This window comes from Pseudomonas sp. KCJK9058 (assembly GCF_046230975.1).
In the GTDB taxonomy this organism is placed as follows: domain Bacteria; phylum Pseudomonadota; class Gammaproteobacteria; order Pseudomonadales; family Pseudomonadaceae; genus Aquipseudomonas; species Aquipseudomonas alloputida.
This window is the reverse complement of record NZ_JBJJLR010000052.1, coordinates 22470-36682: the sequence shown is the minus strand read 5'-3', so window position 1 is coordinate 36682 and position 14213 is coordinate 22470. Positions and strand designations below refer to the sequence as shown.

Genomic DNA, 14213 nt, shown 5'->3' with positions numbered 1-14213 from the left:
ACCACGATCACGACGGTCAGAAGGTTAGACAACTGCGGGCGTTTTCACACAGCCTGGGTCGTGAACAGCTCAGCAAGCCACAAGCAACCTGCAACCCCTTTTGAAATGGGGGCGATGCGCATGCCGTTCTTCAATAGGACTGGAGAGTCGCCTAAAGAGGGTCGCTCGCTCATGGCCTATTACGCAAAGCTGTTCGAGCTGCGGATTTCTGACTTCCCTAACCCAGGTACACCTTGGGTGAATGCTACGGGAATTTATCTTCGCGAAGGTCAATTAGAAGGGGAAGGTGACCCGGGTCTTTTGATCTGGCGTAATCCGTCAGGCGAAACCCCACCCCCTACGGCAGCCTTGCAGCAGGTCTACGAGAAATGGCGCAATTTTGCTCAGCAATTTGCTGAACATGTTGCCGCGGTTTATGGCACGTCAAGCTGGGAGTCGATATGGCGGGAAATCGTCGAACGCTATCATCGACTGTCGTTCAGGGATCTGGTGCATTTGCCCGCCCTTGCTGCCTGGGATCCTGAAAACCCCGGTGACTTTGGCGGTTTGGGCATGAGCAGTGACGAGTCAGCCATTTTCTATGCAATCGGTATTGGCGATGGCAGCTGGGGAGCATTTTATGATGTTTGCTGCCTGTACCCGCTACGTGTGGCAATCTTTGGCTTCAGCAGTCACTTGCAGTTGGTGCATGGCCGTGTGGATTCAGGAGGGGTGCCTTACACTGCGCCGCATCTTGAAGCAAACAATATCCCTGATAGCAGGGGATTGCCGTTTCAAGGGCCAGCTTATCTCGGACTTGCGGCCCTCGACGAAAGCCTTTTGCACCTAGACGTCGGCATGGGTGGGATCTCGCTATATGAACATCTTCTGAAAACAAGTGATGGGCTACTGACTGATACGTCCGTGTGTGCGGTGCAGAAGCTGGAAAGTGGCCGTATTCGGGTCGGATACCGTTGGCGATGCAGTGATCCGTTACACGAGAGCACCGAATATGAAGACTTCGACAGCGTAATCATGACCACTCCGTCATGGCTGATCGAAACCAACATCAGCCTCAGCGGCTTCACCCGCCAGATGTTGCCGCAGCCGATTATCGATGCCTGGAAGCATGCCCATTGGGAGACCAGTTGCAAGGTCTATGCACCGTTGAAGAAAAGTTTCCTCGACCACAAGCCGATGCCGCAAATTCTGATTACCGATAGCTTTGTGCACGATGTCTATGCCTATCGGTACAACGATAGCTATCCAGATGACTGCATTCTCCTCAGTTATACCTGGGAGGATGACGCTACCAAATTGGCAGCCTTCTCTGATGCGGAGTTGGCGAGTAAATGTCTGAAGGAGCTCGATCGGATCCTTCTACGCTGCACCAATGTGGGGGAGGCTATTTCACCTTACGTCGATACTCGAAATATTTGCATACAGCGTTGGATCACAGATCGAAATGCGCTCGGGTGCGCGAAGTTGTATAGGGCAGGTACCTACTTTGATGCTGTAAACCTGATGAAATACAACCGAGACCTGAGTGCGCGCTCAGGGCTGTATCTGGCTGGCGAGTCCTTCTCAGTTGACGCTGGATGGACCGAGCCGTGTTTGCGCACGGCAATCGATACGGTCATCAACCTCTGCAACAACACGTCAGCCGAGTTCAATGGTGACTTTACCCTCGAGTACTACCCCCACTATCAGGTTGGGAAATAACGGCGTACGGGTCATTTTGTAGGGGGAGTCCTACTGCCATTGTGTGATTTTCCTTTGGTTCCATAGGACTCTCCTGACTGTCGCTCCCTGACCCAACATCGCTTTACTGGCGTCCTTCCAAAACAACCACAAGAAGGAAGCCGCCATGTCTGAATCCTGTTCCCCCGTCAGCCCCGTACGTATCGCTGTCATCCAGTACGACCCTCAGGTCGGTCTTGAACACTGTGAGAGCAACGTGAGCAGAGGCCTGGCATTGGCCCGGCGCGCAGCACGCGAAGGTGCCAACCTGATCGTACTGCCTGAACTGGCCAACACGGGCTACACCTTCAACTCCCGTGCCGAAGCCTATTCCCATGCGCAGGTGCTGCAGGACGGCCCTTGCCTGAAAACCTGGGCCGACTTCGCCAAGCAGTACCAGGTATACCTGGCTGCGGGGTTTGCCGAACGTGACGGGCTGAAGTTATACGACAGTGCTGTACTGTTTGGCCCCGAAGGCCTGCTCGGGCACTACCGCAAAGCGCATCTGTGGAACCAGGAAAAGCTTTGGTTCACCCCTGGTGACCTGGGGTTCCCGGTGTTCGAGACGCCTATCGGCCGTATCGGCCTGCTGATCTGCTGGGACATCTGGTTCCCGGAAGTGCCACGGGTGATGGCCGCGCAAGGTGCCGACATCATCTGCAGCCTCAACAACTGGGTATGGACCCCGCCGCCGTTGTTCGATGATGCAGGGCGCTGCATGGCCTCGTACCTGACCATGACGGCAGCGCATGTCAACAACGTTTATATCGCCGCCGCGAACCGCGTCGGCAGTGAGCGGGGCGGGCGCTTCCTGGGCTGCTCGCTGATCGCCGGTACTCATGGCTGGCCGATCGGCGAGGTGGGCAGTGCAGAAGCCGAGGAGATTATCTATGCCGATGTCGATTTGAGCAGTGCACGGTCGGCACCGATCTGGAACAGCCTCAACGACCTGCCAAGAGACCGGCGAACCGACCTCTACGATGCCACCCTTGGCTATCGCTTGCATGCACCTATGCCACGTTGAGGAGTTGCGAATGAACACGCACTTCTTCTCACGACAGCAGCATTGGCTTGTGTTGATGTTCGGCTGCCTGCTGGTGTTTCTCGCTGCAAGCCTTGCCCATGGCCAATGGCTGGATTATGCACAGAGGGTGGCGACGCTCGATGAGCCGCTCAGCCGCTTGCGCTGGATTGTTGGTGATATCAGTGAAGTGGCTTTCTACAAGCACGAACTACCCGCGCTGGGCTTGCTGCTGGGCGCGTGCCTGGCGCACTGGGCGCAGGTGCGAGGGTACCGCTGGCAGGGCTTTGCCATTTGCTATGGCAGCGGATTATGGCCATGGGTGTTTACCAGCTCGCTCTTGGGCTTGCTGCTCAGCCATGCGTTGTGGGGATGGACCTTGGCCAGTGGCATCTGGCAACCAACGTTCGTTGCCTTCGTGTCATTGCCGGCAGCCATGGTCTTGCTTTTTGGTGCGGGCTGGCGGGTGACGATCACGGGGGCGCTACTGGGGGCACTACTGGTAACACCGGCCAGCCTGCTGATGGTCAATTACCTGTGTTATCCCCTGCAGTTGCCCGTGGTAGTGGGCAATGTGAGTGGCATGGCTGTGGCAAGCGTCGTGGCCTTCATCCTGTGCAAGCGCTTTCCTTCATGGGTACGCCAATGCGGTGAACCCACCGTCGTGGCGCCGGTTGTCAATCAGCCTGACTACGGTGTGGTCTGGACTTTGCGGCGCGTTCTGGCCGACTTCAGCGAAGCCCCATTCTTTGGTAATGAACTGGCCAGCCTCGGGCTATTGCTGGGTGTGTTGCTGGCATACCTGTTGAGCCCGGCTGCACTGTCATACGGTTCTATGTTGGTGATGCAGATGGTGGCCGGGCAGGCCCTGGCATCCCTGGTCGGGGTTGTATGCTGGCGTGGACAGTGGAAAGCCCGTGGGTGGTACCCCACCTACATTCCGATTGTGTCGATCGTCCCGGCCGCGGTCTTGACACATGGCGGCAGTTGGCAAGTGGTGGTGGCCAGTGCAGTGCTGGGTGCACTGCTGGCTCCGCCGCTGGCAGTGGCGATCACTCAGCGGTTGCCGGCCTATGTGCATGGCTACATCGGCAATGTGGTGTCGATGGCCATCTGCACGCTGGGCATCGTGCCGGTAGTCGGTTTGGTTGTGGGGGGAGAAGCATGAGTGAACATTCGAGCTTGCCCAGGCTGTCGATCGCCACTCTGGGCGGCACGGTCAGTATGCGGGCCGGTGCGGTTGGGGGTGGTGTGACGCCAAGCCTGGATTGTGAGCGGCAACTGCTTCAGGTTCCACAGTTGCGCGAGATGGCACAGTTGAACGTTGCTTCATTGTGCCTGCTCCCCAGTGCATCGCTGGACTTCGCGACGTTGCTGGAGGTGCTGGCATGGGCCCGGGGCGAGGTGGAGCGCGGAGCTCAGGCCTTGGTATTGAGCCAAGGGACCGATAGCCTTGAGGAAACGGCCTATTTCCTGGATCTGCTCTGGCCATTCGAGGTGCCATTGGTGATGACGGGTGCCATGCGCTCGGCGAGTCAGCCGGGCAATGATGGGCCGGCCAACGTGTTGGCTGCGGCCCAGGTTGCATTGGCAAAAGACAGCCATGGGCGAGGTGTGCTTGTGGTCATGAATGATCAGGTCCACTGCGCGGCAAGGGTTCGCAAGACGGCCAGCCTGGCGATGGCGGCATTCGAGTCACCCGGATGTGGCCCGTTGGGCGACGTTGTGGAGGGTAGCGTGTTGTATCGCCATCCGCCTGGGCGGCGGGAAGTGTTGCCGTTACCGTATCGCATCGACCAGCGCGTTGCCCTGCTGGAGGCCTGCCTGGACGCAGACACGGCGCTGCTGCAGGCTGTGGCCACACTGGGTTACGAAGGGTTGGTCATCGCCGGTTTCGGTGCTGGTCATGTTTCTGCCAGTTGGTCCGAAGTGCTGGAACACTTGGCGCCCACCTTGCCGGTATTGGTTGCTACACGCACAGGGAGAGGGCCTACAGCCCGGGCAACCTACGGGTTTGCTGGTGCAGAAATCGACTTGCAGAAAAAAGGCGTCTACATGGCTGGGCCACTCTGCCCGCGCAAGTGCCGCATCTTGCTCTGGCTGCTGATAGGCGCCGACCGGCAACATGAGCTGCAGGCCTGGTTGCAGCCCTGAACCATCTGCCCGCGCGGTCGTTCGCGCGGGCAGCCCTTCCGGCGTTGCTGTGCTAGGGTGCACACACTTTTGCTCCCCAGGATTTTTACCCATGCTCCCCGTACTCAGCAAAAAAGAACTCGACCGCCTCGAAGACCTGCTGATCACCTATGGCAATGACTACTCGGTGCTGAACCTGGCCGAGCTCAATGGCTTTTTCGTCGCGCTGGCCAGTTCGCCGATCACTGTCCACCCGGAGCAATGGCTGCCCGCGGTGGCGGGTGGCAAGGTACCGAAGTTCAAGAAGCCCGCGCATGAGGAGGCCTACACGGCATTGATGCTGCGTTATGCCAGCCAGGTGGCAGAAGAACTCAGCAATGGTGTCGACCAGTTCGAGCCGCTGTTCGAGGAAAGCGAGGGCGAACAGGGCACTGTGATCGTGATGGAGGAGTGGTGTTTCGGCTACATGCGCGGTACCCAGATTGCCGGTTGGGGCGAGTTGCCACCGGAGCAGGCCCCCCTGCTCAAGGCCATTTCGCTACATGGGCTGGAAGATAATTTCGAGCTGCTGGACCAGATGAGCGAAGAGGATATCCAGGCCTGTGTGCCGCAGGTGGTCGAGGCTGCGCGCGGGCTGTACCGACATTTCAAAAAGCGGCACTGATCTGATATCTGCATGGGCTAGTGCTCACCTGCCGGCGCCAGCGCAAGTGTTTGGAAACCATTATTCCGCCCAGCGAAATTATGGTTTCCCCTGCGCACTGATTCTGCTGCCAGCCGATCCAGTGCAGCATGTGCTCCATCAGCCCCATCCCGGCGCTGACCAGGAGCCAAGCCCATGTCGAACCCGATCAAGCTCTACAACTTCCCCAAGTCTGGCCACGCCCATCGCATCGAGTTGATGCTCTCGCTACTGAACCTGCCCACCGAGCTGGTGTTCGTCGATCTGGCCAAAGGCGCGCACAAGCAGCCGGACTTCCTCGCCCTCAACCCATTCGGCCAGGTTCCAGTCATCGATGACAACGGCACGGTGATTGCCGACTCCAACGCCATCCTCGTCTACCTGGCCAAAAAGTATGACAACGGTACCTGGCTGCCCGAAGAACCTGCCGCCGCCGCCCGGGTGCAACGCTGGCTATCGGTCGCCGCAGGCCCGCTGGCCTTTGGCCCGGCAGCCGCCCGCCTGGTCACGGTGTTCGGGGCTTCGTTCAATACCGACGAAGTGATTTCCCGCGCCCACACTTTGCTCAAGGTGATCGATGCCGAGTTGGCCAACACGCCATTCCTGGCGGGTAGCACACCCACCATCGCGGACATTGCCAACTACTCGTACATCGCTCACGCCCCCGAAGGCAACGTGTCGCTGGAGCCCTATGCCAATGTGCGCAACTGGCTGGCACGGATCGAGGCGCTGCCGCGCTTCGTCCCCATGCCGCGCACCGTGATCGGGCTGCAAACCCACGCCTGAAACCCCGCCATCGCGAGGAACGCCGCCATGCAACAATCTCCTGATCACCGCCCCTCGCCCTGGCATGCGGGTGAAAAGACCCTGCAGGAAAAGGTCGGTGTAGCAGAACGCATGGAGGCGTTCGGGCAAAAGGTCATTCGTGACCACATGCCCGACCAGCACCGGACGTTCTATCACCAGTTACCGTTCATGGTCGCCGCCAGTGTGGATGCCCAGGGTCGGCCTTGGGCCACGCTGCTGGAAGGGCCAGAAGGGTTCGTAAGCTCGCCTGACCCTCGTATGCTGACGATCCACACCACGTTGCCGGCAGATGACCCCGCCACCCCCGGGTTGGCAGCCGGGCAGGCGGTCGGCCTGCTGGGGATCGAACTGCACACCCGTCGGCGCAATCGCATCAACGGGCAGATCCGTCACGCTGCCCAAGGGCAACTGCAAGTGGCCGTAGAGCAGGCGTTTGGCAACTGCCCGCAGTACATCCAGTTGCGTGACTACACCCGCGTCACCGAACCGGCCCTCGGGCGCATCGATGCGACAACACTGGATACCTCAACCGTCAGCATGATCCAGGCGGCCGATACCTTCTTCGTCGCCAGCTATGTCGAGCATGCTGACGGCCAGCGCTCGGTGGATGTCTCCCACCGTGGTGGCCGGCCAGGGTTCATCAAGGTCGAAGGCAATCGGCTCACCATTCCCGACTATGCTGGCAATCTGCATTTCAACACCTTGGGTAACCTGGTAGTCAACCCGCGGGCCGGCTTGCTGTTCATCGACTTCAATAATGGCAACGTGTTGCAACTGTACGGGCGTGCCGAGGTGCTGCTGGACAGCCCGGCCATTCAGGCCTTTGAAGGCGCTGAGCGGTTATGGACACTGCAGGTCGAGCAGGTGGTGTGGCGTCCGGCAGCCGTTGCCCTGCGCTGGGCTTTCAAGGAGTACGCGCCGACCAGTCTGATGACCGGTACCTGGGCCGAGGCCGATGCGCGCCTGGAGCAGCGGCAACAACAGCGCCAATGGCTGGCCTGGCGGGTGCTGCGGGTGGAGCAGGAAAGCCGCGACATCCGCTCGTTCTATCTCGAACCACCGGCAGGCTGCCGTGTGGCCTTTGCCCCTGGCCAGCATCTGCCTGTGCAGGTGACGCGTGATGGCGAGCCGGCGCTGATCCGCACCTACAGCCTTTCAAGTGCCCCCGACGATGGATTCTTGCGCATCAGCGTCAAAGCCCAAGGCCCTGCTTCTCGGTATTTGCATGAGCACGTTGTGGCCGGCGAGGTGTTGAATGTGCGGCCGCCGATGGGCAGCTTCACGCTTGATCAGCAAAGCACGCGCCCGTTGGTGCTGATCGGCGCGGGCGTGGGCATCACGCCGTTGCTGGCCATGCTGCGTCAGCAGTTGAGGACGGGGCAGGCCCGGCGCATTCATCTGTTCCATGGCGCACGCAGCCTGGCCGACTTGCCGTTCCAGCAGGAACTGGCGACCTTGCAGCAACAGGCTGGCGAACTACTGCATATACACCGCGCCCTGAGCCAGCCTGAAGGGCACGCGCAGGTCGGTCGTGATTACGAGTTTGCCGGCCGGTTGGGTATCGAACAGGTCAAGGCAACGCTGGCGTTGGACGACTACGATTTCTACCTGTGTGGGCCGGGTAGCTTCACCCAGCAGCTTTACGAAGGGCTGCGTGGGGTGCATGTGCCGGATGCGCGGATTCACGCCGAAGCGTTTGGCCCGTCGACGCTGCGGCGGCACACCGACGCAGACCAGCCAATCTTGCAACAGCCGCCTGCCGCCGACGAACCGGTGCCGGTGTATTTTGCTGCGTCGGCCAAGGAGGCTCGCTGGGTTCCCGGTAGCGGCACCTTGCTGGAACTGGCCGAGGCGCGTGGGCTGGCACCGGAGTTCAGTTGCCGGGGTGGTTCGTGTGGTACCTGCAAGACCCGGCTGGTGAGCGGCCAGGTGCATTATCCGAATCCGCCGGCAGAGTTGCCGGAGGCAGGGTCGGTGTTGATCTGTTGTGCTGTGCCAGCGAAGGGGGAGGAGGGGATGCAGGCGTTGGTGCTGGATGTCTGATTCAAGCCAGTCGTAGGAGCGGGCTTGCCCGCGAAGAGGCCGGCACAGCTAACACCACGCATCCGGATGAACGATAATCCGCACGCCCCATTACCCTCAGGAGCCCGCATGGACCAGATCCACCTGATGAAGGTATTCGTCGCCGTCGGCGAGCTGGAAAGCTTCGCCGCGGCTGCCCGCCGTCTGGACATTTCTGCGGCCGCCGTCACCCGCGCCGTCAGCGCCCTGGAAGAGCAGCTCGGGGTCAAACTGTTGCTGCGCACAACACGCAGCGTGCGTCTGACCGAGGCCGGCGGCCGCTATCTGGAAGACACCCGGCACATTCTCGCCAGTATTCACGAGGCCAATGAAGCCGCTGCCGGCATCAACGCGACTCCCAGGGGCGACCTGGCGGTGACCGCGCCGATCTTGTTCGGCAAGAAGTTCGTCATGCCGTGCATTGTCCGTTACCTGCAGCAGTACCCGGAAGTCGACGTTTCCGCGTTTTTTCTCGACCGCGTGGTGAACATGGTCGAAGAGGGTATGGACGTGGCCGTGCGCATCGGGCCGTTGCCCGACTCCGGGTTGAAGGCGTTGCGGGTGGGCAGGGTGCGGCGCATGTTGTGTGCCTCGCCCGACTACCTGGCGCGCCATGGTGTGCCGACGCATCCGTCGGACCTGGCCGGGCATGCGATAATCGGCACCACCAACCTGTCGCCGCGTGCGGGTTGGCGCTTCGGAGTGACCGACGAGCCGACCTTGGTGCGCATGAAGCCACGGCTGACGGTAACCAGCAATGACGGGGCAATCGCAGCTGCCAGCGGCGGGCTGGGGATTGCCCGGCTGCTGTCGTACCAGGTGGCAGACGAACTGGCCAGCGGGCAGTTACAGGTGCTGCTGGCCGAGTACGAAGAGGCGCCCTGGCCCATTCATGTGCTGCACCGCGAAAGCAAGTACGGCTCGGCCAAGGTCAGGGCCTTTATCGACATGCTGGCGCAAACTTTGCGAGATCAGCAGCTGGATTGAGGTCGTTCAGCGCGTCGAGAAATGGCGCCAGACAATGTTCGCTATCGTGACGGCCCTTTTTCAGGCAGCCCGCTCACAACGCCCGATACTGCATCCTGAACCCCAGGGTCATTGCCTCCCCCCGGTTCAGCAACCGCAACCCTGGTCGCCCTGGCAGGTGATGCGCATTGATTGGGTGGCTAACAGGTTCAAAGCAGAAAAAACCTTGCCCCTGCGGGCAATACAGCAAGAAGTGTTCGGCCCCATTGGCACTGCACGCCAGTCGATAACCCGCGCTGGGCTGTTCGATCACACACTCCCCTGGCCAGCCATTGAAGGCGTGATCAACCACTGTCTCGGGTAAACGCCCCATGGCATTGAAGCGCCATTGTTCGGGCACCTCGGCCTGGTACGACGGCAACCGCCCATCCTCGGCCAGCCACACTTTGCGTGCCGATGCGTACAACTTGGTATCGGGATACCGCGGAAAGTAAGGGTGCAACCCCAACCCGTACCAGTTGGCCGACTCATCCAGATGGGTTACATGCAGGTCCAGGTTCAGGCACCCCTCATGCAGATGCACATCCAGCTTGGCCCGGTAAGCAAACGGCAAAGCACTGTCTAGCGTCAGCCGTGCTCGCTGTTCACTGTGGTGCTCCACCTGCCAGGCCTGCTGCCAGGCACTGCCATGGATCGGGTAAGGGTCATGCCCGGTATTGGGTGCCAGTGCCTGCCACCCCTCGGGTCGGGCAAAGCCACCCTCGCCAATGCGGTTGGACCAAGGCGCCAGTGGGTAGCAGGCGAGGCGTCGTGGCGTACCACTTTCCAGTGCGGCCAGGTCGGAATGGCGCAGCAGCGTTTGCCCGGTCGCTTTCACTTCCCAGTTGACCAGGCTGGCGCCCAACTCCGGAGCCAGGCTCAGGCGGGTCAGGCGGTCCTGCAGGTGCAGTTCGGTCACAGACATTCAAGGCTCCATTTAAATGAACGATCAATTGGCCCGACGGTAGGTGAGCAGCACGATGCCGCATACCACCACCGCGCCGCCGAGTAATTGCAGGGTGCCGAGTTGCTGGTCGAGCAAGGCCCAGCCCAGCAGTAGCGTGGCGATGGGTTCGACGTTCATCACGGGGGCGTTCTGCGCCATGTTCAGCCTTGGCACACAAACAAACAGCAAGGTGAAGGCCAAGCCATACAGCACTACCAGGCTGGCCAAGGCCGCCCAGCCACTGCTGCTGCCTGGCAGTGACAAACCGGACGGCATCACGCCGCTTGCGCCTGCAACCAGCATGCTGGAGAACACGATCAGCAAAGTCAGCAGGCTGCGCACGGGGCCGCGCACGCTGGCCAGTTTATGGTCGGTGATCCACAAGGCGCAGGCAAAGGCACAGGCGGCGCCGAAGGCCAGGCTGACCCCTGGCACCCAGTGCGGGTTGGCCGCAGCGCTGTCGGCCAGGCGTGCCGGGACATCCAGCGCCAGCACCAGGCCGCACAGGATCAGGCCCATGAACAGTACGGTGCGGCCCGTGGGGCGTGCGCCGCCCAGCGCCCAGGTGAGCAGCGCCAGCAGCATCGGGAAGGTGTTGCCCACCAGCAGCGCCAAAGCCACTGGAATACGCGCCACCGCCGAGTACAGGCATAGGCTCTGGGTGGCAATCAGCAGGCCGAGCAGCAGCTGCCACCGGCGCGCACCAGCGGGCAGGGCCAGGGCCTGGCGTTGCCACAGCAGCAGCCCGGCCAGTACCAGGAAGGTGATGCCAGAGCGGCAGAGAATCGCCAGCAGCACGCCGGTGCCGTCATCGAAGGCGATGCGCGCGGCGATGTGGTTGCCGGCGAATGAACAGGCCAGCAGGGCGAGCAAGGCGATGGCCAGTTTGCGGGGGAAAAGCGGTACAGCTGAGGAGGGAACAGCCATGTGCAGGATCCATTTGCAAGAGCCCAGGGGCCGCCAAGCGGCCCCGGTCATAATTACAGCACCACGCTAGGCAGCCACAGCGAGATCGCTGGAATGTAAGTCACTGCCATCAGCACCAGGAACAGCGCCAGGTAGAACGGCATCAGCGCCTTCACCGTCGACTCGATACTCACCTTGCCGATGGCCGAGCCGACAAACAACACCGCTCCCACCGGCGGGGTGATCAGCCCGATACCCAGGTTCACCAACATGATCATGCCAAAGTGCACCGGGTCCACGCCGATACCGGTAATCACCGGCAGCAGGATCGGGGTAAGAATCAGGATCAGCGGCGCCATGTCCATCACTGTGCCCAGCAGCATCAGCATGAAGTTGATGCACATCAGGATCACGTAGCGGTTGTCCGACAGGGTCAGGAACGCCGTGGTGATCTTCGACGGGATCTGCATCAGCGTCATCACGTAGCCGAAGCTGGCGGCAAAGCCGATCAGGATCATCACGATGGAGATGGTTCGTACTGTGCGGTGCATCAGCTTGGGCAGGTCGCGCCACTTGTAGTCGCGGTAGATGAACATGGTCACGAAGAACGACCACACCACCGCCACGGCTGCCGACTCGGTCGCGGTGAACACCCCCGACAGGATACCGCCGAGGATGATGACCATGGCCATCAGGCCCCACAGCGCCTCACCGGCAATTTTCAGCGCCTCGCGCAGCGGGATGACTTCACCTTTGGGGTAGTTGCGCTTCTTCGCGAAGATCAGGCACAGGCCCATCATCACTGCGCTCAGCAGCAACCCGGGCATGATACCCGCCATGAACAGCGAGGCAATGGATACCGTGCCGCCCGCCGCCAGCGAGTACAGCACCGAGTTGTGGCTGGGCGGGGTCAGCAACGCCTGCACCGAACCGCTGACGGTTACGGCGGTGGAGAACTCGCGCGGGTAACCCTTGCGTTCCATCTCCGGGATCAGCACCGAGCCCACCGAGGCGGTATCGGCTACCGACGAGCCGGAAATCGCACCGAAGAAGGTCGAGGCCATGATGTTGACCAGCGACAGCCCGCCACGCACGAAGCCCACCAGCACCCCGGCAAAGGCCACCAGCCGGCGTGACATGCCGCCTTCGGCCATGATCGCGCCGGCCAGCACGAAGAATGGAATGGCCAGCAGCGAGAACTTGTTAACCCCACTGGCCACCTGGATCATCATCGCCTGCAGCGGGATGTCGATCCACCAGGCGCCGATCAGTGCCGACAGGCCCAGGGCGTAGGCTACCGGCATGCCGATCAGAATCAGCACGATGAAACTGCCCAACAGAATGAACGCTTCCATTTACGCAGCTCCTTCGTTTTCTTCGACCAGATCAAAGCGCACGACCTTGCGGTTGCTCTGATCGCCCAGCAGGAGTTTTTCCAGCACGAACACCAGCGTCAGCACGCCGCCGACCGGGATCGGCGCGTAAGTCATGCCGACCCGCACACCGGGCAGCGAGGCCAGCGACTGGTTCCAGGTGGTGATGCACAGCCGGGTGCCGTAATAGGTCATGAACACGCACACCACGATCATCAGCAGTTGTACCAGCAGGGCGACCAGCTGGCGCTGCAGCGGCGGCAACCGGTCGGTAATCATCCCCACCGCCATATGCGCCCCGGCGCGATAGCTGGCGGCGGCACCAACGAAGGTGAATACCACCATCAGCAGGATAGAGACTGGCTCTGGCCAGCTGGAGCCGGTGCCCAGCACGTAGCGGGCGAAGATGCCCCACGGGATGATCAGCGTCATGGCCAGGATCGACAGGCCCGCGATCCAGATGCAACTGCGGTACAGCGTGTCGTTCACGCTCAGGAAAAGCGATTTCATAGGCATCACCAAAGCGGCAGGGCGGCGGCGGCGGCCGCACTGCCGAGGTCGTCTTGGAAGGGGCTGGTATTACTGGACGGCGTCGATACGCTTCATCAGGTCGGCGTACGGCGCGCCGTACTTCTCGCGTACCGATGCGGTGGCTTCGAAGAACGGTTTCTTATCGACAGTGATGAACTCGACACCGGCGGCCTTGAGCTTCTCTTCGCTGGCGGCAGACTTGGCGTCCCACAGCGCACGCTCTTCCATCTGTGCTTCGCGCGCGACCTTTTTCACCAGCACCTGCTGCTCCGGAGTGAGCTTGTTCCACGTGGTCTTGGACATCACCACCGGCTCCGGCAGGATCAGGTGGCCGGTCAGGGTGTAGTACTTGGCGCTCTGGAAATGGTTGTGCTCAAGCAAGGTCGGCGGGTTGTTCTCGGCGCCGTCGATCACGCCGGTTTGCAGGGCACTGAAGATTTCCCCGGTGTCCATGGCGATACCGTTGCCGCCCATGGCGTTCATCATGTCGATGAACAGCGGGTTGCCCTGTACGCGAATCTTCATGCCTTTGAGGTCTTCCAGGCTGCGCACCGGCTTTTTGGTGTAGATGCTGCGCGAGCCGCCGTCCATCCAGGCCAAGGCCACCAGGTTGAAGTCGGAGTTGGTGATCTTGTCGAGGATCTCCTGGCCGATCTCGCCATCGATGATCTTGCGCATGTGCTCATGGTCGCGGAACACGAACGGCATGTTGAACACGTTCACATCCGGCACTACCGGGCCGACGATCCCCAGGCTGACGCGGGTCATCTGCACGGCGCCGATCTGAGCCTGTTCGATCACTTCCTTTTCCGATCCCAGCACGCCGCCGGCGAACATCTTGAAGGTAATGTCGCCATTGCTGGCCTGTTCCAGCTTTTTACCCATGTTCTGCTCGGCGACCACGGTCGGGTAGCCGGCCGGGTGGATTTCGGCGAACTTGATGTCCAGCGCCGAGGCGGGCATGGCCACGCTGAAGGCGAACGGGAGTACGGCAAGAAGCAGCTTGCGTTTGAACGTCATGATGAAACT

At 61.0% G+C, this 14213-nt stretch carries 13 protein-coding genes; 8 read left to right on the top strand and 5 right to left on the bottom strand.

Annotated features, from left to right (window positions below; all coding sequences use genetic code 11):
- Positions 1 to 105: 105 nt before the first annotated feature.
- The 8 genes from ACK59Z_RS22035 (at position 106) to ACK59Z_RS22000 (ending at position 9410) form a co-directional block, all read left to right on the top strand.
- On the top strand, positions 106 to 1701 hold the full coding sequence (locus tag ACK59Z_RS22035; RefSeq protein ID WP_108192040.1) for an FAD-dependent oxidoreductase: 1596 nt from the start codon (positions 106 to 108) through the stop codon (positions 1699 to 1701).
- 145 nt (positions 1702 to 1846) lie between these two features.
- On the top strand, positions 1847 to 2743 hold the full coding sequence (locus ACK59Z_RS22030; RefSeq protein ID WP_003254849.1) for a nitrilase family protein: 897 nt from the start codon (positions 1847 to 1849) through the stop codon (positions 2741 to 2743).
- A gap of 10 nt (positions 2744 to 2753) precedes the next feature.
- Positions 2754 to 3908, top strand: coding sequence for a hypothetical protein (locus tag ACK59Z_RS22025; RefSeq protein ID WP_004576807.1), 1155 nt, complete (start codon positions 2754 to 2756; stop codon positions 3906 to 3908).
- Positions 3905 to 4894: an asparaginase gene (locus ACK59Z_RS22020; protein ID WP_047603506.1), complete on the top strand. Its 990-nt coding sequence runs from the start codon at positions 3905 to 3907 to the stop codon at positions 4892 to 4894. The genes ACK59Z_RS22025 and ACK59Z_RS22020 overlap by 4 nt, the downstream gene beginning before the upstream one ends.
- 91 nt (positions 4895 to 4985) lie before the next feature.
- Positions 4986 to 5537: a UPF0149 family protein gene (locus ACK59Z_RS22015; RefSeq protein ID WP_409293664.1), complete on the top strand. Its 552-nt coding sequence runs from the start codon at positions 4986 to 4988 to the stop codon at positions 5535 to 5537.
- Positions 5538 to 5711: 174 nt separating this feature from the next.
- A complete protein-coding gene (locus ACK59Z_RS22010; protein WP_108192036.1) occupies positions 5712 to 6341 on the top strand; it encodes a glutathione S-transferase family protein in 630 nt (209 codons plus the stop codon).
- Between the two features lie 27 nt (positions 6342 to 6368).
- Positions 6369 to 8405: a pyridoxamine 5'-phosphate oxidase family protein gene (locus tag ACK59Z_RS22005; RefSeq protein WP_409293663.1), complete on the top strand. Its 2037-nt coding sequence runs from the start codon at positions 6369 to 6371 to the stop codon at positions 8403 to 8405.
- Positions 8406 to 8513: 108 nt separating this feature from the next.
- The gene (locus ACK59Z_RS22000) at positions 8514 to 9410 is read left to right on the top strand and encodes a LysR family transcriptional regulator (RefSeq protein WP_108192034.1); all 897 of its coding nucleotides are present in this window, start codon (positions 8514 to 8516) and stop codon (positions 9408 to 9410) included.
- Positions 9411 to 9483: 73 nt separating this feature from the next.
- Here the strand turns inward: ACK59Z_RS22000 and ACK59Z_RS21995 are convergent, their stop codons facing one another.
- The 5 genes from ACK59Z_RS21995 to ACK59Z_RS21975 form a co-directional block, all read right to left on the bottom strand.
- Complete coding sequence (locus ACK59Z_RS21995) at positions 9484 to 10353, bottom strand: aldose 1-epimerase (protein WP_409293662.1); 870 nt, start codon at positions 10351 to 10353, stop codon at positions 9484 to 9486.
- Positions 10354 to 10377: 24 nt separating this feature from the next.
- Complete coding sequence (locus ACK59Z_RS21990) at positions 10378 to 11301, bottom strand: EamA family transporter (RefSeq protein ID WP_003254835.1); 924 nt, start codon at positions 11299 to 11301, stop codon at positions 10378 to 10380.
- 53 nt (positions 11302 to 11354) lie between these two features.
- A complete protein-coding gene (locus ACK59Z_RS21985; protein ID WP_010952322.1) occupies positions 11355 to 12635 on the bottom strand; it encodes a TRAP transporter large permease in 1281 nt (426 codons plus the stop codon).
- Positions 12636 to 13163, bottom strand: coding sequence for a TRAP transporter small permease (locus tag ACK59Z_RS21980; RefSeq protein WP_003254832.1), 528 nt, complete (start codon positions 13161 to 13163; stop codon positions 12636 to 12638). It lies immediately after the preceding gene.
- A 69-nt stretch (positions 13164 to 13232) separates the two neighbouring features.
- Entirely contained in the window at positions 13233 to 14204 is a 972-nt protein-coding gene (locus tag ACK59Z_RS21975) for a TRAP transporter substrate-binding protein (RefSeq protein WP_003254830.1), read from the bottom strand.
- Between the last annotated feature and the right edge of the window lie 9 nt (positions 14205 to 14213).